At 64.1% G+C, this 22,017-nt stretch carries 18 protein-coding genes and 2 riboswitches; of the genes, 7 read left to right on the plus strand and 11 right to left on the minus strand.

Going from position 1 to position 22,017, the window contains the following annotated elements:
• Positions 1–36: 36 nt before the first annotated feature.
• Positions 37–765 carry a cobalt-precorrin-6A reductase gene (locus SOP97_RS11320; protein WP_274088548.1) on the minus strand — a complete coding sequence of 243 codons (729 nt, stop codon included), beginning with the start codon at positions 763–765 and terminating at the stop codon, positions 37–39.
• Entirely contained in the window at positions 762–1,964 is a 1,203-nt protein-coding gene (gene cbiE, locus SOP97_RS11325; RefSeq protein WP_274088547.1) for a precorrin-6y C5,15-methyltransferase (decarboxylating) subunit CbiE, read from the minus strand. The genes SOP97_RS11320 and cbiE overlap by 4 nt, the downstream gene beginning before the upstream one ends.
• Before the next feature lie 58 nt (positions 1,965–2,022).
• Positions 2,023–2,198, plus strand: a riboswitch (cobalamin riboswitch).
• A gap of 100 nt (positions 2,199–2,298) precedes the next feature.
• Here cbiE and cobG point away from each other — a divergent pair.
• Genes cobG through cobJ form a run of 4 tightly spaced genes read left to right on the plus strand, consistent with a single transcriptional unit; the run spans position 2,299 to position 6,708 of the window.
• Positions 2,299–3,642 carry a precorrin-3B synthase gene (cobG, locus tag SOP97_RS11330; protein ID WP_322949256.1) on the plus strand — a complete coding sequence of 448 codons (1,344 nt, stop codon included), beginning with the start codon at positions 2,299–2,301 and terminating at the stop codon, positions 3,640–3,642.
• Positions 3,635–4,261 (plus strand): precorrin-8X methylmutase, encoded by a 627-nt coding sequence (locus SOP97_RS11335; RefSeq protein ID WP_274088545.1) that lies wholly within the window; start codon positions 3,635–3,637, stop codon positions 4,259–4,261. Before cobG ends, SOP97_RS11335 begins: the two co-directional genes overlap by 8 nt.
• Positions 4,258–5,010, plus strand: a complete 753-nt coding sequence (locus SOP97_RS11340; protein ID WP_274088544.1) for a precorrin-2 C(20)-methyltransferase — start codon at positions 4,258–4,260, stop codon at positions 5,008–5,010. The genes SOP97_RS11335 and SOP97_RS11340 overlap by 4 nt, the downstream gene beginning before the upstream one ends.
• A gap of 36 nt (positions 5,011–5,046) precedes the next feature.
• Positions 5,047–6,708 carry a precorrin-3B C(17)-methyltransferase gene (gene cobJ / locus SOP97_RS11345; RefSeq protein WP_322949257.1) on the plus strand — a complete coding sequence of 554 codons (1,662 nt, stop codon included), beginning with the start codon at positions 5,047–5,049 and terminating at the stop codon, positions 6,706–6,708.
• A gap of 111 nt (positions 6,709–6,819) precedes the next feature.
• On the opposite strand, the gene SOP97_RS11350 is transcribed toward cobJ, so the two are convergent.
• The 4 genes from SOP97_RS11350 to SOP97_RS11365 all read right to left on the minus strand — a co-directional run bounded on the left by SOP97_RS11350 (position 6,820) and on the right by SOP97_RS11365 (position 10,868).
• Positions 6,820–8,265 carry a SulP family inorganic anion transporter gene (locus tag SOP97_RS11350; protein WP_274088542.1) on the minus strand — a complete coding sequence of 482 codons (1,446 nt, stop codon included), beginning with the start codon at positions 8,263–8,265 and terminating at the stop codon, positions 6,820–6,822.
• A gap of 127 nt (positions 8,266–8,392) precedes the next feature.
• Positions 8,393–9,157: a precorrin-6A synthase (deacetylating) gene (gene cobF / locus SOP97_RS11355; RefSeq protein ID WP_274088541.1), complete on the minus strand. Its 765-nt coding sequence runs from the start codon at positions 9,155–9,157 to the stop codon at positions 8,393–8,395.
• The gene (locus tag SOP97_RS11360) at positions 9,154–9,840 is read right to left on the minus strand and encodes a vWA domain-containing protein (protein ID WP_274088558.1); all 687 of its coding nucleotides are present in this window, start codon (positions 9,838–9,840) and stop codon (positions 9,154–9,156) included. The genes cobF and SOP97_RS11360 overlap by 4 nt, the downstream gene beginning before the upstream one ends.
• A gap of 2 nt (positions 9,841–9,842) precedes the next feature.
• Positions 9,843–10,868: an ATP-binding protein gene (locus SOP97_RS11365; RefSeq protein WP_274088540.1), complete on the minus strand. Its 1,026-nt coding sequence runs from the start codon at positions 10,866–10,868 to the stop codon at positions 9,843–9,845.
• Positions 10,869–11,577: 709 nt separating this feature from the next.
• Here SOP97_RS11365 and SOP97_RS11370 point away from each other — a divergent pair.
• Entirely contained in the window at positions 11,578–12,654 is a 1,077-nt protein-coding gene (locus tag SOP97_RS11370; protein WP_411912054.1) for a 3-deoxy-7-phosphoheptulonate synthase, read from the plus strand.
• A gap of 75 nt (positions 12,655–12,729) precedes the next feature.
• On the opposite strand, the gene cobN is transcribed toward SOP97_RS11370, so the two are convergent.
• Complete coding sequence (cobN, locus tag SOP97_RS11375) at positions 12,730–16,464, minus strand: cobaltochelatase subunit CobN (RefSeq protein ID WP_274088537.1); 3,735 nt, start codon at positions 16,462–16,464, stop codon at positions 12,730–12,732.
• Positions 16,465–16,470: 6 nt separating this feature from the next.
• Positions 16,471–17,526, minus strand: coding sequence for a cobalamin biosynthesis protein CobW (gene cobW / locus SOP97_RS11380; RefSeq protein WP_274088536.1), 1,056 nt, complete (start codon positions 17,524–17,526; stop codon positions 16,471–16,473).
• A gap of 101 nt (positions 17,527–17,627) precedes the next feature.
• A riboswitch (cobalamin riboswitch) is annotated at positions 17,628–17,821 on the minus strand.
• Between the two features lie 89 nt (positions 17,822–17,910).
• On the opposite strand from cobW, the gene SOP97_RS11385 reads away from it, so the two are divergent.
• Entirely contained in the window at positions 17,911–18,348 is a 438-nt protein-coding gene (locus SOP97_RS11385; RefSeq protein ID WP_274088535.1) for a cobalamin biosynthesis protein, read from the plus strand.
• Positions 18,345–19,100 carry a precorrin-4 C(11)-methyltransferase gene (gene cobM, locus SOP97_RS11390; RefSeq protein ID WP_322949258.1) on the plus strand — a complete coding sequence of 252 codons (756 nt, stop codon included), beginning with the start codon at positions 18,345–18,347 and terminating at the stop codon, positions 19,098–19,100. The genes SOP97_RS11385 and cobM overlap by 4 nt, the downstream gene beginning before the upstream one ends.
• Before the next feature lie 7 nt (positions 19,101–19,107).
• Here the strand turns inward: cobM and SOP97_RS11395 are convergent, their stop codons facing one another.
• Genes SOP97_RS11395 through SOP97_RS11405 form a run of 3 tightly spaced genes read right to left on the minus strand, consistent with a single transcriptional unit; the run spans position 19,108 to position 21,981 of the window.
• Positions 19,108–19,338: a hypothetical protein gene (locus tag SOP97_RS11395; RefSeq protein WP_274088533.1), complete on the minus strand. Its 231-nt coding sequence runs from the start codon at positions 19,336–19,338 to the stop codon at positions 19,108–19,110.
• A 14-nt stretch (positions 19,339–19,352) separates the two neighbouring features.
• Positions 19,353–21,203 carry a glutamine--fructose-6-phosphate transaminase (isomerizing) gene (glmS, locus tag SOP97_RS11400; protein ID WP_322949259.1) on the minus strand — a complete coding sequence of 617 codons (1,851 nt, stop codon included), beginning with the start codon at positions 21,201–21,203 and terminating at the stop codon, positions 19,353–19,355.
• Between the two features lie 10 nt (positions 21,204–21,213).
• On the minus strand, positions 21,214–21,981 hold the full coding sequence (locus tag SOP97_RS11405) for a DeoR/GlpR family DNA-binding transcription regulator (RefSeq protein WP_322949260.1): 768 nt from the start codon (positions 21,979–21,981) through the stop codon (positions 21,214–21,216).
• Between the last annotated feature and the right edge of the window lie 36 nt (positions 21,982–22,017).

Here is a 22,017-nt window from a genome sequence, read left to right on the forward strand (position 1 = left end):
ACCCGACGTGGGAGGGGCTTTAGCCGCGATGACGGCTCAAACCAGGCGCCGCTGAAGCGCACCCCACAGGTCCTCCAACTGGGCAAACTCGCGCTCTACCGCTGGCAACTCGGGCCGGCGCAGCAACAGCACCGGCAAACCCAGTTCGCGCGCCACCTGTAACTTCGGCTCGGTGGACGCGCTGCCGCTGTTCTTGCTGATCAGCACATCAGTCCCCAGGCGAGCGAACAGCGCGCGCTCCTCGTCCAGCGCGAACGGCCCGCGCGCGCCGATGATTTCCGCACGCGGCACCGCTTGTTGCGCCGTCAGACAGCGAACGGTCCAGTGCTGGTGCAGGGGAATCTCGTGCAGGTGCTCCAACGGCTCACGGCCGAGGGTAAACAGCGGGCGCTGGAAATGTTCTAACGCAGCTACCAGCTCAGCCCAGTCGTCCACCTCACGCCAATCATCACCAGCGCCAGCCTGCCAACCGGGGCGACGCAGCGCCCAGCAGGCAACGCCGCTCAGCTCTGCAGCACGGGCAGCATTGGCGCTGATCTGCGCGGCATAAGGGTGAGTCAGGTCCAGCAGCAACTCGATGCCCTGCTCGCGGATAAACGCCGCCAAGCCTTCGGCCCCGCCAAAGCCGCCAACGCGCACCTGGCAGGGCAAGTCATCCGGCACCCGGCCCAAACCCGCCAGGCTGTAGATGCTTTCAGGGCCAAGGCGGCGCGCCAAACGCAAGGCCTCGGTGGTGCCGCCGAGCAGCAGAATGCGCGGGCTCACGGCTTGCGTACTTGCAGCAGAGTGATCGGCAGGGCGCTGCGCCAGGTGTCGAAACCGCCCAGCGGCTGCGCCTGGGCCACGCTGATGCGGGTCAGCTCACCGCCCACCTGCTCACGCCAGGCCACCAACGCCGCTTCGCTTTGCAGGGTGACGGCATTAGCCACCAGCCGACCGCCCGGTTTCAGGTTGGCCCAGCACTGCTCCAGCATGCCGGGAATGGTCACCCCGCCACCGATAAAAATCGCATCCGGCGCGGCCAAATCAGCCAATGCTTCGGGCGCGCGACCGGCGACCAGTTGCAGGCCGGGCACGCCAAGGGCGTCGCGGTTGTGCTGGATATGCGCCTGACGCCCAGCGTCGGCCTCAATGGCGATGGCCAGGCAGCTGGGGTGTGTGCGCATCCACTCGATGCCGATGGAGCCGCAGCCGGCGCCAACATCCCAAAGCAGTTCGCCGGGTTTTGGAGCCAAACGCGCCAGGGTGATCGCGCGTACATCGCGCTTGGTCAGCTGGCCGTCGTGCTGATAAGCGTCATCCAGCAAACCCGGCGTCAGCGGCAGCAAACGCGCCTCGGCGCCCGCCACACAGTCAACCGCCAGCAGATTGAGGTCAGCCACCCGCACCTGCACCCAGTCACTAGCCAAGCCGTCGATGCGCCGTTCCTGAGCGCCGCCCAGGTGTTCCAGTACGGTCAGCCGGCTGGGGCCAAAACCGCGCGCACGCAGCAATTCGGCCACCGCCGCCGGGCTGTCGCCGTCATTGCTCAACAGCAGCAGCCGCGCGCCGGGGAAAATCTGCGCCTGCAGCGCCGCCAACGGCCGCGCCACCAGCGACAGCACCGTCACCTCCTGCAGCGGCCAACCCATGCGGGCGGCGGCCAGGGACACTGACGAAGGCGACGAGAACACCCGCAGCTCTTCAGCCGGCAACTGCCGCGCCAGGCTCGCGCCAACCCCATAAAACAGCGGATCACCGCTAGCCAGCACACAGACTGGCGTACCGCGTCGCGCCAGCAGCGGCTCTAGGCTGAATGGGCTGGGCCACAGCTCGTGCTGCCCCGGTAACGCGGCCGGCAACAGCGCCAGTTGCCGCGCCGCGCCGACAATGCACTGCGCCTCGCTCAGCGCCTGGCGCGCCGCCTCACCCAGGCCGGCGTAGCCGTCTTCACCGATCCCAACCAGGGTTAACCAGGCCGTCATAGCCACTCCTCTGTACCCGCCTGACGAGCAAGGGTGTCTGCGCGTTAGACAAAGCGGGCATAATACAGCCTTCGTCGGTGCCCTAACGGGCCTAAGAGGGAACACGGTTAAACCGTGGCTGCCCCCGCAACTGTAAACAGCGAGTCTGCCGCAACTGCGCCACTGGGAAACTGGGAAGGCCGCGGCAGATGATGACCTGTCAGCCAGGAGACCTGCCGACGACGCTAGTCGCGAGTGCCAACATCGGGCGGGGTGTACCGATGCCATTGAGTTCCCCTGTGCCAGGGTGAACTCTGCTGGTTCGGTCGCCGCGTCTTTGTTGTTGGTGAATCCGTTGCGCGACCATTCCACCACCATAGATCCGTCACTACCACGCCCCAGCGCGTGCCCCGGCCTGCTGCGTATCGTTCAGGCGCTGGACGGTGGTATCTGTCGGGTCAAGCTGGCCGGCGGCGTACTCAGCAGCAAACAGGCACGCGCCATCGCCGAGGCGGCCGAACGCTGCGCCAGCGGTGTGCTGGAGCTGACCAACCGCAGCAATCTGCAGATTCGTGGCGTGTTGGCTGGTCAGCAGGCCGAGTTGATCGAGCGCCTGCTCGCTGCCGGTCTCGGCCCCAGCAACCCGGCAGCGGATGATGTGCGCAACTTGCTGCTCAGCCCCGCCGCCGGCCTTGACCCGCATGCCCTGCTCGACACCCGGCCGCTGGCCGCCACGCTGCTCGATCTGCTGCAAAACACCCCAGCACTGCATGCGCTTTCGGCCAAATTCGCCATTCAGCTCGACGGCGGCGAAGCCCTGACGATGCTGCAACACCCCCACGATATCTGGCTTAGCGCCCTGTCCGGCTCGCCAGCTCGACTGGCCTTTGGCCTGGCTGGCTGCCCGACTGACAAGCCACTGGGTGTGGTCGACATTGAGCAAGCCGTGCCGCTGGTGGAGCAACTGCTCAGGCTGTTCCTCGATCTGGCTGGGAGCGAACACAGCCGGATGCGCCAGTTGCTCGGTGTGATGACGCCCAGCCAGCTGCTGCAACAGCTGCAAGCGCGTCTGCCCTTTAGCGTGCAAACGGCTCCGACCGATTGGCCGCGCACACCCGTCAGCCAGGGTGCGGCAATCGGCATTTATCCGCAGCAGCAGGCGGGCCTGTGCATGGTCGCTGCCAGCGCGCGTCTGGGCCGAATCGATGCTTCGCAACTCAACGCCCTGGCGGATCTGGCCGAGCAATTTGGCGATGCCAGCCTGCGCCTGACACCCTGGCAGGGTCTGCTGCTACCAAATATCCCCGAGCAATCGGCAGACTACCTGCTGCACAAACTGGCCGAACTGGGCCTGCTGATCGATGCGCAGGAACCACTTAGCAATCTGATCGCCTGCACCGGCTCAGCCGCCTGCGCCAAGGGCCTGGCCGACAGCAAAGCCGACGCCTTGCTGCTCGCCAAGCGCCTGCGCGCCAGCACAGCGCGGCCGCAGGTGCATCTCAGCGCCTGCACGCGCTCCTGCGCCGCCGCGCATACCGCGCCCTTTACCTTGCTGGCCAGCAGCGCCGGGCATTACCAGCTCTATCAACGCACGTCCGAGGTGGCCGGTTTCGGCCAGCTGCTGGCCAGCGCCATGACTATCGACGAGGCCGGCGACTGGTTCGCCGCCCACTGCGCAACAGGAAACAGCGATGCTTGAGTACATCCGCGACGGCCAGGAAATCTACCGCCAGTCCTTCGCCACCATCCGCGCCGAGGCGGACCTCAGCAACATCCCGGCCGATCTGGAAAAGCTCGCCGTGCGCGTCATCCACGCCTGCGGCATGGTCGATGTGGTGCAGGACCTGCGCTTCTCCCCCGGTGCCGGGGCCGCCGGCCGCGCCGCGCTGGCCAAGGGTGCGGCGATTCTCTGCGATGCGCGGATGGTCGCCGAAGGCATCACCCGCCCGCGCCTGGCCGCCAACAACCCGGTGATCTGCACCCTGCATAACGACGGTGTGATTGAGCAAGCACGCGCACTCGGCAATACCCGTTCGGCCGTCGCCTTGGAACATTGGCGCGAGCACCTGGAAGGCAGCGTGGTGGTGATCGGCAACGCCCCCACCGCACTGTTCTACCTGCTGGAAATGCTCGATGCCGGCGCGCCAAAACCGGCGTTGATCATCGGTATGCCGGTGGGCTTTATCGGCGCGGCAGAATCCAAGGACGCCCTGGCCGCCGACAGCCGCGGCGTGCCCTATGTGATCGTGCGCGGCCGCCGTGGCGGTAGCGCCATGGCGGTAGCGGCGGTCAACGCCCTGGCCACGGAGGTGGAGTGATGAGCGTACAAAAAGGCCGCCTGCTAGGCATCGGCGTCGGCCCCGGCGACCCCGAGCTGATCACCCTCAAGGCCCTGCGCCTGCTGCAATCGGCAGCGGTGATTGGCTACTTTGTGGCCAAGGCCAAAGCCAACGTCGGTCAGGGCGGCAACGCCTTCGGCATTATCGAAGCGCACCTGACCGACTCCCAGCAGCGCCTGCCGCTGGTCTACCCGGTGACCACAGAAAAGCTCGCCGCGCCGCTAAGCTATGAGGATGTGATCAGCGACTTCTACGACACCTGCGCCGTGCAAATCGCTGCACGACTGGATGCTGGCCACGACGTAGCGGTGATCTGTGAAGGCGACCCGTTCTTCTACGGCTCCTACATGTATCTGCACGACCGTTTGGCCGGCCAGTACGACGTGGAAGTGGTGCCCGGCGTGTGCTCCATGCTCGGCTGCGCCTCGGTGCTCGGCACCCCGCTGGTATACCGCAACCAGAGCTTGAGCGTGCTCTCCGGCGTGCTGCCAGAAGATGAACTCAAGCAGCGCCTGCGCGATGCCGAAGCCTCCGTGGTGATGAAGCTCGGGCGCAACTTCGAGAAAGTCCGCCGCGTGTTGCAGGAGCTGGGCATCGACCAGCGCGCGCATTACGTTGAGCGCGCGACCATGGGCAACCAACGCATCGTGCCGCTGGACGAGGTGGAAGCGATGTCCTCGCCGTACTTCTCGATGATCGTCATTCCCGGCGAGAAATGGCGCGGTTGATCCGCCCACCGCGCCCCGCCCACTATGGAACACCTTATGACCGCCGCTCCCGCCATCATCATCCTCGGCCCCTCCGCCCTGCCCTGCGCGCGGCGTATCCAGGTGCTTTATCCACAGGCGCAGATTCACGGCCTGAGCGGTCGAGTGGCGGATGTCGAGCGGCTGTATGAAGACTTCGGCGACAACCTGCGCACGCTATATCGCGACGGCACGCCGATCATCGCCCTGTGCGCCGCCGGCATCGTCATCCGCAGTCTGGCTGCCGTGCTCGGCGAGAAGGACCGCGAACCACCGGTGCTGGCCGTGGCCGAAGATGGCAGCGCCGTAGTGCCGCTGCTCGGCGGGCTGGGCGGGGTCAACCGGATGGCGCGCGAAGTTGCGGCACACCTAGAGGTCAGCGCGGCGATCACCACCAGCGGCGAACTGCGCTTTGGTACCTGCCTGCTGGAGCCGCCAGCCGGTTATGTATTGGCCGATCTGGAACAGGGCAAAGGCTTTGTCAGCGACCTGCTCAGCGGTCAGGCCGTGCGTATTGAAGGCGACGCGCCCTGGCTGACCCAGGCCAAACTGCCTGTGGATAACAGCGCTGACCGGGTGATCCATATCAGCCCGCACAGTCGCGCCGCCAACGTTGATGAGCTATTGATTCACCCGCAACAAGTCGCAGTGTGGATCGAACGCGCCAGCGCCGATTTGCTTAACGAGCTGCAGCAGGCGCTGCATGCCAGCAACCTGGCGCCGCACAGCCTGGCCTGCCTGCTGGCCGCGCCGGAACTGATGGCCAAAACCGAACTGCACGCCGCCGCCACGCAGCTCAAGCTGCCGCTGCGCTTTATCGACGACGCTACGCAATTGCCGCCGCTACACAGCCAGCACGCCAACCTGCGCCTGCTGCTGGCCGCTGCACCCATCGACGCCAACCAGCTTGGTCGCCCGCGTGGTCGTCTGACGGTAATCGGTCTCGGCCCTGGTGCCGCTGAATTTATGGTGCCCGCCGCGCGTCAGGCGCTGGATGAAGCCCAGGACCTGCTCGGCTACGAAACCTATATCAATATGGCCGGCCCGCTGCGCCCGGAGCAGGTGCGCCACTGCACCGATAACCGTGAAGAAATGCAGCGCGCCAGGCATGCCTTCGAGCTGGCCGCCAGCGGCCGACGCGTGGTGGTGGTGTCGTCCGGCGACCCGGGTGTATTCGCCATGGCCGCCGCCGTGCTGGAAGCCCTGCACGAATCCACCAAAGCCGAATGGCAGCGCGTCGATCTACAGATATTCCCCGGCGTCTCCGCAGCGCTGGCCACCGCCGCCAAAGCCGGCGCGCCGCTGGGGCATGACTTCTGCCTGATCTCCCTGTCGGACAACCTCAAGCCCTGGGCCATTATCGAAAAGCGCCTGGCGCATGCCGCCGCCGCCGACCTGGTGATGGCCTTCTACAACCCCATCTCCAAAGCCCGCCCCTGGCAGCTCGGCAGTGCGCTGGAGATCATCCGCCAACAACGCACGCCAGAAACCCTGGTGGTGCTCGGCCGCGACATCGGCCGCCCCGGCGAAACCCTGCGCAGCCTGACGCTAGGCGAACTCACGCCAGAGATGGTCGATATGCGCACCCTGGTGATCATCGGCTCCAGCCAAACCTGCCGCTTCCCGCGCGCCGAGGGTGGCGAGTGGGTGTATACGCCGCGCAGTTATCCACAGCTGTAGCAAATGTAGGATGGGTTGAGCGTGCGATACCCATCAGGGATTTTGACGTGACATAGATATTGGGTAGGGCACAGCGATGGGTATCGCTGCGCTCAACCCATCCTACGAGCATCAATCCTGATGCGTACCCGAGCGTTTAAGCAGTTGCTTGCAGCGTTCGGACAGGTGCAGTACGCGCAGGTGTTTGCCGGCTTTGCTGTAGCGTTCGCGCAGGGTTTTTAGCGCGGCGATGGCCGAGTAGTCGACAAAGCTCAGGTGCCGACAGTCCAGGGTGACCTCGGCCGGGTCATTGGCCGGGTCGAACTGGTTGAGAAAGGCCGTGGTCGAGGCGAAGAACAGCGTGCCGTGCAGGCTGTAGAGTTTGCTGCCGTCGGCCTGCAGATGGCTCTCGGCGTAGAGTTCGCGGGCGTGCTGCCAGGCGAAGTTGAGCGCGGCGATGATGATGCCGCAGAGCACGGCGGTGGCCAGGTCGGTGAACACGGTGATGGTGGTCACGGCGATGATCACCAACACATCGTTGCGCGGCACCTTGTGCAGCACCCGCAGCGAGGCCCAGGCGAAGGTCTGCTGCGACACCACGAACATCACCCCAACCAACGCAGCCAGCGGGATACGCTCGATCAGCGGCGAGAGAAACAGCACGAACAGCAGGATCATCACCCCGGCCACCACGCCAGAAAGGCGGCCACGCCCGCCGGAGCTGAGGTTGATCACGGTCTGCCCGATCATCGCGCAGCCGCCCATGCCGCCGAACAACCCGGAGGCCATATTGGCCGCGCCCAGGGTCACGCACTCACGGTCCGGGTAGCCACGGCTCTCGGTGATCTCGTCGGTCAGGTTCAGGGTCAGCAGGGTTTCCAGCAGGCCGACCAAGGCCATCAAGATCGCATAGGGGGCGATGATGCGCAGGGTTTCCAGGGTCCAGGGCACTTGCGGCAAGGCAAACTCCGGCAGGCCGCCGGCAATCTGCGCCATATCGCCCAGGGTGTGGGTCGGCAGGCCGAGCAGGTAAACCGCCAGGCCCACACCGAGAATCGCCACCAGCGCTGGCGGCACGCTGCGGGTCAGGCGCGGCAGCAGGTAGACGATGGCCATGGTCAGCGCCACCAGCCCGAGCATCAGATATAGCGCATGGCCGCTGAGCCAGGCCTCACCCTCCTTGAAATGCTCCAGTTGGGCCAGGGCAATGATGATCGCCAGGCCGTTGACGAAGCCGAGCATCACCGAGTGCGGCACCATGCGGATCAGCTTGCCCAGGCGCAGCAGGCCGAAGGCGATCATCAGCAATCCGCCAAGCAACACGGTAGCGAGCAGGTACTGCGCGCCGTGTTGCACCACCAGCGCGATGATAACCACGGCCATCGATCCGGCAGCACCAGACACCATGCCCGGCCGCCCGCCAAACAGGGCAGTCAGGGTGCAGATGATAAAGGCGCCGTAGAGCCCCATCAGCGGGTTGAGCTGGGCGACCAGGGCGAAGGCGATGCACTCGGGCACCAGGGCGAACGAGGTGGTCAGCCCAGCCAGGACATCGGTGCGTAGACGTTGTACTTTCATAAATGGCCCAAAAGCCATGCCCTGTAAGGCGTGGCGAGATAACAAGGGCCGCGGATTTTACGGCCTCAAGGGTGATCCGGCCAGTTGTTGCTGGTATGCAGGACAGACGGCGCGTTTATCGGCCGGTTTAAGCGCCGAGCTTGCGCAGCAAATAACTATCCATAATCCAGCCATGCTGTTCGCGCAGCTGCGCGCGGCGGATGCGGATGGTGTCGGCGACTTCGCTTAGCGGGCCGGCGATCAGCACTTCGTCCGGAGTGCCGATATACGCGCCCCAATAGATATGCATGGGCTGGTCGACAAAGCGCTGATAGGTGTCCTGGGCGTCGAGCATCACCAGTACGCTGTCCACGCCCTCGGGAAAGCCGCCTTCAGCCAGGCGCCGCGCCGGGGTGATCTGGAAGGCCTGGCCGATGCTGTTAAAGCAGACCTTATGCTTGGCCGCCAAGGCTTGCAGGCTGGTGATGCCGGGGATGACTTCGTATTCGATCTGCTGACTGCTGTTGGCGACGATCTGTTCGACGATGCGCAGGGTGCTGTCGTACAGCGCCGGGTCGCCCCAGACCAGGAAAGCCCCGGTTTCGCCATCGCTCATCTGCTCGCGAATCATGCCCTCGAACACCTGCTGCTTGTCCTGATTCAGGTCGACCACACTGCCGTGATAGTCCGGCACATCGCGCACCCGCTCCGGGCACTCGGCGCTGGCAAAGCGGTAGTCGCGGCCCTGGATAAAGCGCTCGCAGATGGTCTTGCGCAGGCCGATCAGGCTGTCCTTGGCGTTGCCCTTGTCCATCAGGAAGAATACGTCCGTGCGGTTCAGCGCGTTGATCGCCTGCACGGTCAGGTAGTCCGGGTCGCCGGCACCGATGCCGATTATCAACAGGGTTTTCATAAGGCTGTCTCCAGGCTGCCAGCTAACAGCGGCAGCGAATCGATATGTCGGTAATCGGCGCCCAGCTCAGCGGCCAGTTGGCGGGCGCGGCCGAGGCGGATCGGCGCGCTTTCAATGTCCACCAGCAGCGCCGGGCAGACACTTGGCGCTAACGCCGGCCAGTCGCGCAGACGGCCATCGGTGATGATCAACAACCGCTGAGTTTCGCCTGGGTGTAAGCGCTGCCGCCGCGCCTGCCAGTCGGCGGCCTGCTGTAAGGCGGCAAGCAACGGCGTACCGCCGCCTGCGCCCAGCTCGGCGAGCCATTGTTGCAACGCCTGAGAGGCTTTCTGACCCTGCCACAACCATTGCGCCTGGCGGCCGGTGGCGTGCAGCAAGGCCAGCCGCGCACGTTGCCGGCGTGCCTGCTCGAACACTTCACTGAGCAAGCCCTTGGCTTTGCTTAGCGCGCCATGCCGGCGGGTCGAGGCTGAGGCATCGACGATTACCAGCCAAAGTTCAGCCGGCTTGGCGCTGCGCGGGCGCAATACGAGATCCTGTCGAGTACGCGGACGCCCTTTAAGCAGGCTCGCCGGCCAGTCGATACCACCTATCGCACCACTGCGACTGGCACCGTGGCGACCATTGCCGAGTGTGCCGGGAGCGGCCCGGGCATCCGCGCCTGAGGCTGTGCGCGGGCGGATGCTTAGGGCTTTTTTGTCCAGCGTGGCGGTTCACGCCGAACGCCTGCGCTTTGCACTTGGGCGGGTAATTCGCCCCACTGGCCTTCGCCTTGCGGCGCTTGTGGCTGTTCGCTGGACGCGCTGTTGTTTGCCTGAGATTCGGGCTGAGAGTGTGGCGGCTGCGCGGCTGGCGGCGGATTGTGACGGCGACGGTGGCGCAGAACAAAGTCCGCGACTGCGTCTATATCCTCGGCCGCAATCTGCTCGACGCCACGCCAGGCGGCATGGGCCCGAGCCGCGCGCAGCCAGACCAGATCGGCGCGCAAACCATCGACCGCAGCAGCAAAGCAGCGCTGGCTGATTTGCTCCAATGCAGCGTCATCCAGCGGAATTGCCGCCAGCCGCGCACGGGCGCTCTGGCAGCGTTCGCTTAGCTCATCCTGCTGGGTCTGCCAGCGCTGCAGAAAGGCCTGCGGGTCGGCATCGAAGGCCAGGCGGCGGCGGACAATTTCGGCACGCTGCGCCGGTTGCGGCTGCGCATCCATAGCCAGGTTAAGGCCGAAGCGATCCAGCAGTTGCGGGCGCAACTCGCCTTCTTCCGCGTTCATGGTGCCGATCAACATAAAGCGCGCGGCGTGCCGATGGGAGATGCCGTCGCGCTCGATATGGTTGACCCCACTGGCGGCGGCATCCAGCAGCAGATCAACCAGGTGATCGGGCAGCAGGTTGACCTCATCGACATACAGCACGCCGCCATTGGCCTTGGCCAACAGGCCGGGGGAAAACTGCGCGCGGCCCTCGCCCAGCGCAGCATCCAGATCGAGGGTACCGACGATGCGCTCCTCACTCGCGCCCAAGGGCAAGGTGACAAAGGTGCCACTGGCCAGCAGGTCGGCCAAGCCACGGGCCAGGGTCGATTTAGCCATGCCGCGCGGGCCTTCGATCAGCACGCCACCAATCGCCGGATCAATCGCCGCCAGGCACAGCGCCAGTTTCAGGTCGTCTGCGCCGACCACAGCGGCGAGAGGGAAATGGGCGGTATCGGTCATGGCGCAATCCGGCTGGGCAAAGGCCGGCATTGTAACAGCGGGTCGTCGAATCCCATTGCGCTGTTCTGCTATGGCCGGCGGTTGGGCAAGGCGGGCGCGTGGCGAAACTCAGGCGCTAACCCCAGGCATCAGCGAACGAAATGCGGCATACGTCAGTGCAGAACGGATGAAAAAAACATTATCTACACCTGAGTAAAAACCCTCGGCAAGCGCTTTAGCGCGCGCCTAGGGCTTGCAATCGCCCCGCCCCCTGAATTACCTTCAGGACCATTCAACGGAGCTTTCCATGTCGCCAACCCTGATCCTGAACAGCACTCGCCTCGATGCAGCCTGCATCGTCATCGCGCGTGCCCAGGCGTCTGTGATGGCGGCCGCTGCGTATTTTTATGGGTATTGGTTTAGCCATAGGCGCGCCTGATACCCCACAGGCGCCCTAGCAACTCAGGGTCGCCACCAGACAGTTTCTCGAAACCCCCGGTCGGCCTCCCGACCGGGGGTTTTGTTTTTCCGGCTCACATATTTTGCACAGAGGATTTCAGCATGACCGCCTATATCAACTGCATCACCTACCAAACCTATTACCGCTACGACTGGCGATTTACCAGCGGCTGCGCCGCGCAACCGCTCAATCGAACACCCCATCGCCCCAGTTAGCACGCCGCGCGCGGTAACGACCGCGCCGGCCGAGGAAACCAGCATGTCCGTAGCCATTAACACCAGCTCCACCGCTAAATCCGCCGATCTGCACCTGGTCGAAACAAAGACCCGCCGCCAGACCTCGCCACTGCCCAGCGCCGCCCAGTTGCGCGAACAGCTGCCCCTCTCTGCCGCTCTGGCGCGCCAGGTGCAGCAACAACGCCAGGCCATCCGCGCCATTCTCGACGGTCACGACCCGCGCCTGCTGGTAGTCGTTGGCCCCTGCTCCCTGCACGACGATGCCGCCGTACTCGAATACGCTGAGCGCCTGGCCGCCCTCAGCCAACGGGTAGGTGATCGCCTGCTGCTGGTGATGCGCGCCTACGTCGAAAAACCGCGCACCACGGTGGGCTGGAAGGGGCTGGTGTACGACCCGGGGCTGGATGGCAGCGGCGACATGACTGAAGGATTGCGGCGCTCGCGGCAGCTGATGCTGCGCCTGCTGGAACTGGGCCTACCGCTGGCCAGTGAAATTCTGCAACCGCTGGTGGCCGGCTACTTCGACGACCTGCTCGGCTGGGCGGCGATTGGCGCACGCACCAGCGAATCCCAAGTACACCGCGAGCTGGTCAGCGGCCTTGAGATGCCAGTGGGCTTCAAGAACGGCACCGATGGCAGCCTCGGTATCGCCTGCGACGCCATGCGCTCCGCGGCGTATGCCCATCAGCACTTCGGCGTCGATGGTCACGGCCGCCCGGCGCTGGTACAGACCCACGGCAACCCGGACACCCATCTAGTGCTGCGCGGCGGCCATGGCGGGCCGAACTACGACGCTGCCAGCATCGCCACCGCGCGCGCCGAGCTGGAGCGCCAAGGCATAACGCCACGGATCATGGTCGACTGCAGCCACGCCAACAGCGGCAAAAACCCACTGCGCCAGCCCGAGGTGCTACGCAGCATGCTCGATCAACGCCTGGCCGGCGACACGGCCCTGCGCGCGGTGATGATCGAAAGCCACTTGTTCGATGGTGCGCAAAGCCTCGGCGGCGAACTGCGCTACGGCGTGTCGATCACCGATGCTTGCCTCGGCTGGGACGGCACCGAACGCATGCTGGTCAACGCCGCCGTACGCATGCGCGATCTGGTTTAACCCAACCGGTTCGCGGCTAAAGCCCCTCCCACAGAACTAGCTGCTCCGTGGGAGGGGCTTTAGCCGCGAGGTTTTTTAAGACTCTTCGCTGTCGATCAGCAGGTTTTCCAGGGTCTCGCGGTACTCGCCCGGCTCCTGCCAGAGGCCCCTCTGTTGGGCTTCGAGCAAGCGTTCGATGATGTCCTGTAGGGCGCCAGGGTTGTGCTGCTGGATAAAGTCGCGGGTGCTTTTGTCGAGCAGATAGGCATCGGTGAGCAGCGCGTACTGGTGGTCGTCGACCAGTTCGCTGGTGGCGTCGAAGGCGAACAGATAGTCGATGGTCGCCGCTAACTCGAACGCGCCTTTGTAGCCGTGGCGCTTCATGCCCTCGATCCACTTGGGGTTGGCCGCGCGGGCGCGCACCACGCGGTTGAGCTCTTCCTTCAAGGTGCGGATGCGCGGGGTATCCGGCTGGCTGTTGTCGCCGTGGTAGCTGGCCACCTTGGCGCCGCGCAGGGTTTCCACCGCCGCGAGCATGCCGCCCTGAAACTGGTAGTAGTCGTTGGAGTCGAGAATGTCGTGTTCGCGGTTGTCCTGGTTGTGCAGCACCGCCTGCATCTGCTCCAGACGCTCGGCGAACTGCGCCCGCGCCGGGGTGCCTTCGCTGTGTTTGCCGTAGGCGTAGCCGCCCCAGTTCAGGTAGACCTCGGCCAGGTCCTCGCGGGTTTGCCACAGGCGTTCTTCGATGGCGTTCTGCACGCCTGCGCCATAAGCCCCCGGCTTGGAGCCGAACACTCGCCAGCCCGCCTGTTTGCGCGCCTCGGCTTCGTCCAGGCCGCTGTCCTGCAGGGTAAGCGATTCACGCCAGACCCGCGCCGACAGCGGGTTCATGTCCTCCGGCTCGTCGAGATCAACCACCGCCTGCACGGCATCATCGAACAGCCGAATCAGGTTGCTGAAGGCATCGCGGAAGAACCCGGAAACGCGCAAGGTCACGTCCACGCGAGGGCGGCCAAGTTGCGTCAACGGCAGCACCTCGAAGCGTTCAACGCGCTGGCTGCCGGCCTGCCACACCGGGCGCACGCCCATCAGCGCCAGGGCTTGGGCCATGTCATCACCGCCGGTGCGCATGGTCGCCGTGCCCCACATCGACAGGCCGAGCTGGCGCAGGTGGTCGCCGTGATCCTGCAAATGCCGTTCAAGCAGACGATCCGCCGCTTGCACACCGATGCGCCAGGCCGTCGGCGTGGGCAGGTTGCGCACATCAACGCTGTAGAAATTGCGCCCAGTGGGCAGTACATCCAGACGCCCGCGACTCGGCGCGCCACTCGGCCCAGCTGGGACAAACCGCCCGCTCAGCGCCGATAACAAACCGTGCATCTCGGCATCGCCGCAGGCATCCAGCAGTGGCGCAATCTGCTCACGCAAACGCTGCAGTACTTGGCGACTTTGCCCGCCCACGGCTTCGACATCCGCTGACTCAATCAGGCGCAGGGCCAACAGCTCCAAAAGCTCGCGGGTATCGCCGGCACTGCGCCAGGCCTCATCGCTTAACCCAGCCAACAGCGCCGGACGCGGGCCCAGCCAGGGCGCGGCCATATCGCAGTCGAGCGGGTCGAAGCCCAGCTGCAGATCGCTGGCCAAGGCGCGCAGCAGGCTGGCATTGCCGCCCTGGCCATCGCCACGGGGAATGCGCAGCAGCGCCAGCAAGGTATCGCGGCGCAGCGTGCCGGCCGGTGATTCGCCAAATACATGCAGGCCATCGCGGATCTGCGATTCCTTCAAATCGCATAAATAGGCGTCGAGCTGCGGCAGCCAGCTATTGGGATCTTCGTTAAGTTGCAGGCCCAGTTCGCGATCCAGACTGGCCTCGCGCACCTTGAGCAGAATCTCGCCACGCAGTTCGGCGGCGCGGCGCAGATCGAGCTGGCTGGCCTCGTAATACTCGTCGGCCAGACGCTCCAGATCACGCAGCGGGCCGTAGCTTTCGGCGCGGGTCAGCGGTGGCATCAGGTGGTCGATGATCACCGCCTGGGTGCGCCGCTTGGCCTGCGCGCCCTCACCCGGATCATTGACGATAAACGGGTAGATATTCGGCAGCGGGCCAAGAATCGCGCTCGGCCAGCATTGTTCCGACAGGCCGACGCTCTTGCCCGGCAGCCATTCCAGGTTGCCGTGCTTGCCGACGTGAATCACGGCATCGGCAGCAAAAACTCTGCGCAACCAGCAGTAAAACGCCAAGTAGCCGTGCGGCGGCACCAGATCGGGGTCGTGATACACCGCCGCTGCATCCAGCTGATAACCACGCGCCGGCTGGATGCCGACAAAAGTCAGGCCGAAGCGCAGGCCGGCGATCATCAACCGCCCTCCTCGGAACATCGGATCACGTTCCGGTCCGCCCCAGCGTTCACGCACCGCCTGCTGGTTGGCCGCCGGCAGACTGTGGAAAAACGCCAGGTACTCATCCAGCGCCAGGCTCTGCGCGCAGGGTCGTGCGTCGAGGCTGTCCAGATCATTGGTCACGCCGCCGAGCAGCTGGTGGATCAGCGCGGTGCCGCTGTCGGGCAACCCTGCAACCGGGTAGCCCTGCTGTTGCAGCGCCTTGAGGATATTCAGCGCCGCCGCCGGGGTATCCAAGCCAACGCCATTGCCGATGCGCCCATCGCGAGTCGGGTAGTTGGCCAGCACCAGAGCGATGCGCTTGTCGGCGTTGGCCTTGTCGGCCAGGGCGATCCAGTTGCGCGCCAGCTCAGCGACAAAATCCATTCCCGCTAAATGCGGCTGATAACACACCACATCGCTCTGGCTGCGCTCACTGCGCCAGGCCAGGCCCTTGAAGCTGATCGGCTGGGTAATCAGGCGGCCATCCAGCTCGGGCAACACGACATGCATGGCCAGGTCGCGCGAGCCCAGACCTTGGGCGCTGGCTTGCCATTGCTCATGGTTATCCAGCGAGCAAATGGCTTGCAGTACCGGGATATCGCGGCGGAAAGGTCGCTCGCTCGGTGCTTCCGGGTTGGATAAGGCGAACGCGGTGGTGTTGATGATCAGCGCCGTGCCGGTGTCGTCCAGCCAGGTTTCGACCTGGGCCAGGCAGGCGGCCTCCTTGAGGCTGGCCACGGCAATCGGCAGCGGGTTGAGGCCTTGAGCCTGCAGGCGCTGACAGAACACATCGATAAAGCCGGTGTTCGCCGCCTGCACTTGAGTGCGATAAAACAGCAGCGCCACCACCGGCGCAGTCGCTTGCCAATTAGCCTGCCAGTCGGCCAAAACCGCGCGGGCCTGCTGCGGGTGATAGAGGCCCACGCGCGGCAACAGCTGCGGCTCGCCCCAGACATAGTCACGCTGCAGCCACTGGCTGGCGATGCAATTGAACAGCTGCCGCGCATTCTGCGCGCCGCCCTGACGGAGGAACTGCCAGAGCCGCTCGGCCTCAGCCAGCGGTACAGTGCTCAAGCCCATCAGCTCAGGGTCGGGATTGTCGCAGCCGGGCACCATGATCACCCGCGCACCGCGCTCGGCCAGCTCAACCAAACGCTCGATGCCGTAGCGCCAGTAACTGACGCCGCCGTGCACGGCAATCAGGATCACCTTGGCGTGTTGCAGCACCTGCTCGACATAGAGGTCCACCGAGGCGTGATTGCTCAACTGCGCCGGGCTGGCCAGACGCAGGCTGGGATAATCCTCGGGTAACTGCCGCGCCACCTCAGCCAACAGCGACAACTGTGAATCGCCGGTGCAGAGAATCACCAGCTCGGCCGGTGTCTGGCCGAGGTCGGCGATGCTGTCGACCGGTACTTGGCTGCCGGGCTGGGTGCGGATTAGATGCATGGGGGCTTAGTTCGCCAATGCCGCCTGCAATTCAGCGCTGATGACAGCCTGATCAAGATGCTGACCAATCACGATCAAGCGGCTGACCCGCACTTCGTCAGCCTGCCAGGCGCGGTCGAAGTGTTTGTCGAAGCGCTGGCCAACACCTTGCAGCAACAAACGCATCGGTTTGCCGGGAATCGCCGCGAAACCCTTGATGCGCAGGACGCCATGCTTGGCTACTGCGTCCTTCAATGCGCCCAGCAAGCGTGCTTCCTCGGCCTCCGGTAGTTCCACGTGGAACGAGTCGAATTCGTCGTGATCGTGCTCTTCATGGCCTTCCAGGTCATGGTGGGTCTTGCGGCCTTCGATGTGCAGCTCGGTTTCGCAGTTGAGGCCCAACAGCACGTTCAGCGGCAGTTCACCGCCATGGGCTTCGATGATTTTCACTGCCGGCGGCAACTCTTCCGCCACTTCGGCGCGCACCGCCGCCAGGGCGGCGGCGTCGAGCAAGTCGGCTTTATTGAGGATCACCAGGTCAGCGCTGGCCAACTGATCTGCGAACAGCTCATGCAGCGGCGATTCGTGGTCGAGGTTTGGGTCAAGCTTGCGCTGCTGATCGACCTGGTCAGGGAAAGCGGCGAAGGTACCGGCGGCCACGGCTGGGCTGTCGACCACGGTGATCACCGCATCAACGGTGCAGGCGTTACGGATTTCCGGCCAGTTGAACGCCTGCACCAGCGGCTTGGGCAGGGCCAGGCCGGAGGTTTCAATCAGGATATGGTCGAGTTCACCACGGCGCGCCACTAACTCGCGCATCACCGGGAAGAACTCTTCCTGCACGGTGCAACACAGGCAACCGTTGGCCAGCTCATAGACGCGGCCATTAGCCTCTTCTTCGCTGCAACCGATGGAGCACTGCTTGAGGATTTCGCCATCAATACCCAGCTCGCCGAACTCGTTGACGATCACCGCGATACGCCGACCGCCCGCGTTTTCCAGCATGTGGCGCAGCAAGGTGGTTTTACCGGCACCGAGAAAGCCGGTGACGATGGTGACGGGAAGTTTGCCGAGGGTTTGCATGGCGAGTCCTGCGTGACGTCGAAAGAAAGACGAGCAGGAGGCGGCACAGACATGACAGCCACGGGGCGTCAGCCAACACCACCGGATCACCCCGCCCGGTTGTCGAAAGCGTGACGAGGCAGGTCTCCTGGCTCACGATCTGCGCGCTGCGCGACCCTTCACCTTCCCGCCTGCGGCAGTGGTGTATCGAAGGGCTTTCGACCGTTCACAGTTGCGGGGGCAGCCAAGGCATTCACCTTGTTCCCTCTTAGCTTCAGCGGCAGAGCCGCGAAGAACCTCGAACGCGCCAAGGCTACGCAGACCATGACGGCCGGTCAATCACGGTTGACCGCTAAGAGCCGCCATGATCAGCTACGCCGCCGCAGAAACCGAGCGCCGTAGATCATGCCCAGCCCTGTCGATAATTGCCCCGCCGCTATTCAAGTGGTCGCCGGGCTCGGCTGTCGCAGCGGCTGCAGTATGGAAGATTTGCTCAGCCTGCTGCTGCACAGCTTGCAGGCACATGGCCTGACTGTGGATAACTTGGCGGGGCTGGCGAGCATCGCGCACAAGCGTGACGAGCCGGGTCTGCAGGCACTGGCCAATCGCCTCGGCCTGCAGCTGAGCCTTTTCAACTCGGCAGAACTGCAGCCCTATCAACCAGACGTGCAAAGCTCGCCGATTACCCTGGCCGCCACCGGCAGCCCGGCAGTCGCGGAACCCTGCGCCCTGGCGCTGGCCGAACGCCTGGGCGGCCAACCGGCCCGACTGCTTGGCGAAAAAACCCGCAACGCCAGTGCCACCTGCGCGCTGGCGTCGATTGCACCCAAGGATGTGTCATGACCGTCTACTTTATCGGTGCCGGCCCCGGCGACCCCGAGCTGATCACCGTCAAAGGCCAGCGCCTGCTACGCAGCTGCCCGGTAATTCTCTACGCCGGCTCGCTGGTGCCGGCAGCGGTGCTGGAAGGCCATAACGCTGAGCAGGTGGTGAACACGGCTGAGCTGCACCTGGATGAAATTATCGAGCTGATTGCCCAGGCGCACAGCAAAGGCCAGGACGTGGCCCGCGTGCATTCCGGCGACCCGTCGCTATATGGCGCGATTGGCGAACAGATCCGCCACCTGCGTCGGCTGGAAATTCCCTTCCAGATCATTCCCGGCGTTACGGCGACCGCTGCTTGCGCCGCCCTGCTGGAAAGCGAGCTGACCCTGCCCCAGGTGTCGCAGACACTGATTCTCACGCGCTACGCGAGCAAATCGAATATGCCCGAGGGCGAGGCGCTGGGCGACCTGGCCCGTCACGGCGCGACCATGGCCATTCACCTCGGCGTGGTACATCTGAGCAAAATCGTCACTGAGTTGCTGCCGCATTACGGCGCGGATTGCCCGATTGCCGTGGTGCACCGGGCCAGCTGGCCGGATCAGGATTGGGTCAGCGGCACCCTCGCCACCATCGAAGAACAGGTGTGCGCCAAGGGATTTCGCCGCACCGCGCTGATCCTCGTCGGCCGTGTGCTGCACGCCGAACAGTTCGCCGACTCGGCGCTGTATAACGCCGAGCATCGCCACCTGTTCAGGTCAGCGGACGATTAACAGGCTGCTAGAGATGAATCTCCGCAGCCTTGATCCCCAGTAACCGCAGCTCTTCGATCAAACCATTGAGGTCAGCGAAGGACTCCACCTGCTCCTGGTCATCAACCAGAAAGAAGCTGGTGCCTGCGCCTTTCTTCAACATCACAATCCATTCCCGGGTATTGGCCGGGTTGACGATGATATGTGTATCAAAGACCCCACCCTGAGCCTGCTTATTCTTTATATCTTCACGTTTCATCAGCTCGCCCCTGCTTATTCAACCGTTACCGATTTCGCCAGATTACGCGGTTGGTCGACGTCGGTGCCCTTGAGTACGGCCACGTAATAGGACAGCAGCTGCAGCGGAATGGTGTAGAGAATCGGTGCCAGGGCATCGTGGATATGCGGCATGTTCACCACGTGGGTGCCCTCGCCATTGCTCATGCCCGCCTGCTCATCGGCAAACACCAGCAGCTCGCCGCCACGGGCGCGGACTTCCTGCAGGTTGGATTTGAGCTTTTCCAGCAGTTCGTTGTTCGGCGCCACGGTCACCACCGGCATGTCGCTGTCGACCAACGCCAACGGGCCATGCTTGAGCTCGCCAGCCGGGTAGGCTTCGGCGTGAATATAGGAGATTTCCTTGAGTTTGAGCGCACCTTCCATTGCCACCGGATACTGCGCGCCACGGCCGAGGAACAGGCTGTGGTGCTTCTCAGCGAACAACTCGGAGACCTTCTCCACCACGCTGTCCATGGCCAAGGCTTCACCGAGGCGGGTCGGCAGGCGACGCAACTCTTCCACCAGCTCGGCTTCCAGGGTTTTATCCAGGGTGCCGCGCACCTGACCGAGGGACAGGGTCAGCAGCATCAGCGCGACCAACTGGGTGGTGAAGGCTTTGGTTGAGGCTACACCGATTTCCGGGCCTGCTTGGGTCAGCAGGGTCAGATCGGACTCACGCACCAGCGAGCTGATGCCGACGTTGCAGATCGCCAGGCTGGCCAGATAGCCACCCTGGCCGGGTGCATGCTCCTTGGCATTGCGCAGGGCTGCCAGGGTGTCGGCGGTTTCGCCAGACTGGGAGATGCTGACAAACAGGGTGTCCGGCTGCACCACCACCTTGCGGTAACGGAATTCGCTGGCCACTTCGATTTGGCAGGGAATCCCGGCCAGGCCTTCCAACCAATAGCGCGCGACCATACCGGCGTGGTAACTGGTGCCGCAGGCCACAATCTGCACGTTTTTTACTTTGCCGAACAACTCGGCCGCTTGCGGACCAAACGCCTGCACTAATACATGATCTGTGCCCAGACGGCCTTCCAGGGTGCGCTGCACGACCTTGGGCTGCTCGTGGATTTCCTTAAGCATAAAGTGGCGGTACTCGCCCTTGTCGGCGGCTTCCGCACCCTCGTGGTATTGCACGCTCTCGCGCGTCACAGGCTCACCGGAGGCATCCCAAATCTGCACGCTGTCGCGCTGGATTTCGGCGATATCGCCTTCTTCCAGGTACATAAAGCGGTCGGTGACCTGACGCAGGGCCAGCTGGTCGGAGGCGAGGAAGTTCTCACCCAAACCCAAACCAATCACCAGCGGGCTACCGCTGCGCGCCGCGATAAGACGGTCAGGCTGCTTGGCACTGATCACCGCCAGGCCGTAAGCGCCGTGCAGTTGCTTAACCGCCAGTTTGAGGGCGGCGGTCAAATCAGGCTGAGATTTGAGGGTGTGATCGAGCAGATGGACGATCACTTCGGTATCGGTGTCGGAGCTGAACGTGTAACCGAGGCCTTTGAGCTGAGCACGCAGTTCTTCGTGGTTCTCGATAATGCCGTTGTGCACTACCGCCAGTTCACTGCCGGAGAAATGCGGGTGGGCATTACGCTCGCTTGGCGCACCGTGGGTGGCCCAACGGGTGTGGGCGATACCCAGGCGACCCGCCAGCGGCTCCTGGCGGAGTGCCGCTTCCAACTCACTGACCTTGCCGACACGGCGACTGCGGTACAGTTCGCCCTGATCGTTAAGCAACGCCACACCGGCGCTGTCGTAACCGCGGTATTCCAGGCGCTTGAGGCCTTCAACCAGCACGGCGGTGATATTGCGTTCGGCGACTGCGCCTACGATGCCACACATATTCTTCTCCTTAAGCCTCGACGCTGGCGCAGATCAGCTTGATCCCACGCGCGGTCAATTGTTCACGGGCCTGGTTATCCAGGCGCTCGTCAGTAATCAGGGTATGGATGCCGCCCCAGGGCAGCTCCAGGTTGGGAATCTTGCGGCCGATCTTGTCGCTCTCGACCATCACCACCACTTCGCGGGCCACCTCCGCCATCACCCGGCTAAGCCCGAGCAACTCATTAAAGGTGGTGGTGCCACGGTTCAGATCGATGCCATCAGCACCAATAAACAGCTGATCGAAATCATAGGAACGCAGCACTTGCTCGGCGACCTGGCCCTGGAAGGATTCCGAATGCGGGTCCCAGGTGCCACCGGTCATCAGCAGTATGGGCTCATGCTCCAGTTCGCTGATGGCACGGGCGACATTCAGCGAATTGGTCATCACCACCAAGCCAGGTTTATAGCCCAGCTGCGGGATCATTGCCGCCGTGGTGGTGCCGCTGTCGATGATGATCCGTGCATGCTCGCGAATGCGCGCCACCCCAGCACGGGCGATGGCCTGTTTGTACTGCGAGATCGGCTGAACGTCGCTGATCAGCTCCTGCGGAATGGGCACCGCACCGCCGTAGCGACGCAACAGCAGGCCGCTCTTTTCCAGCGCCGCGAGGTCTTTGCGAATGGTCACTTCAGAGGTGGCGAAGGCTTTCGACAGGGCGTCGACACTCACTTCACCTTGCTCGGCGAGCAGGGCAAGGATGGTGTGGCGACGTTGTGGCGTGTTGCGTTTCGACATTAAAGGTTTCGATTCGAAAGATAGCGGTGCGAATCA

It is taken from the genome of Pseudomonas spirodelae, assembly GCF_034653255.1.
In the GTDB taxonomy this organism is placed as follows: domain Bacteria; phylum Pseudomonadota; class Gammaproteobacteria; order Pseudomonadales; family Pseudomonadaceae; genus Aquipseudomonas; species Aquipseudomonas spirodelae.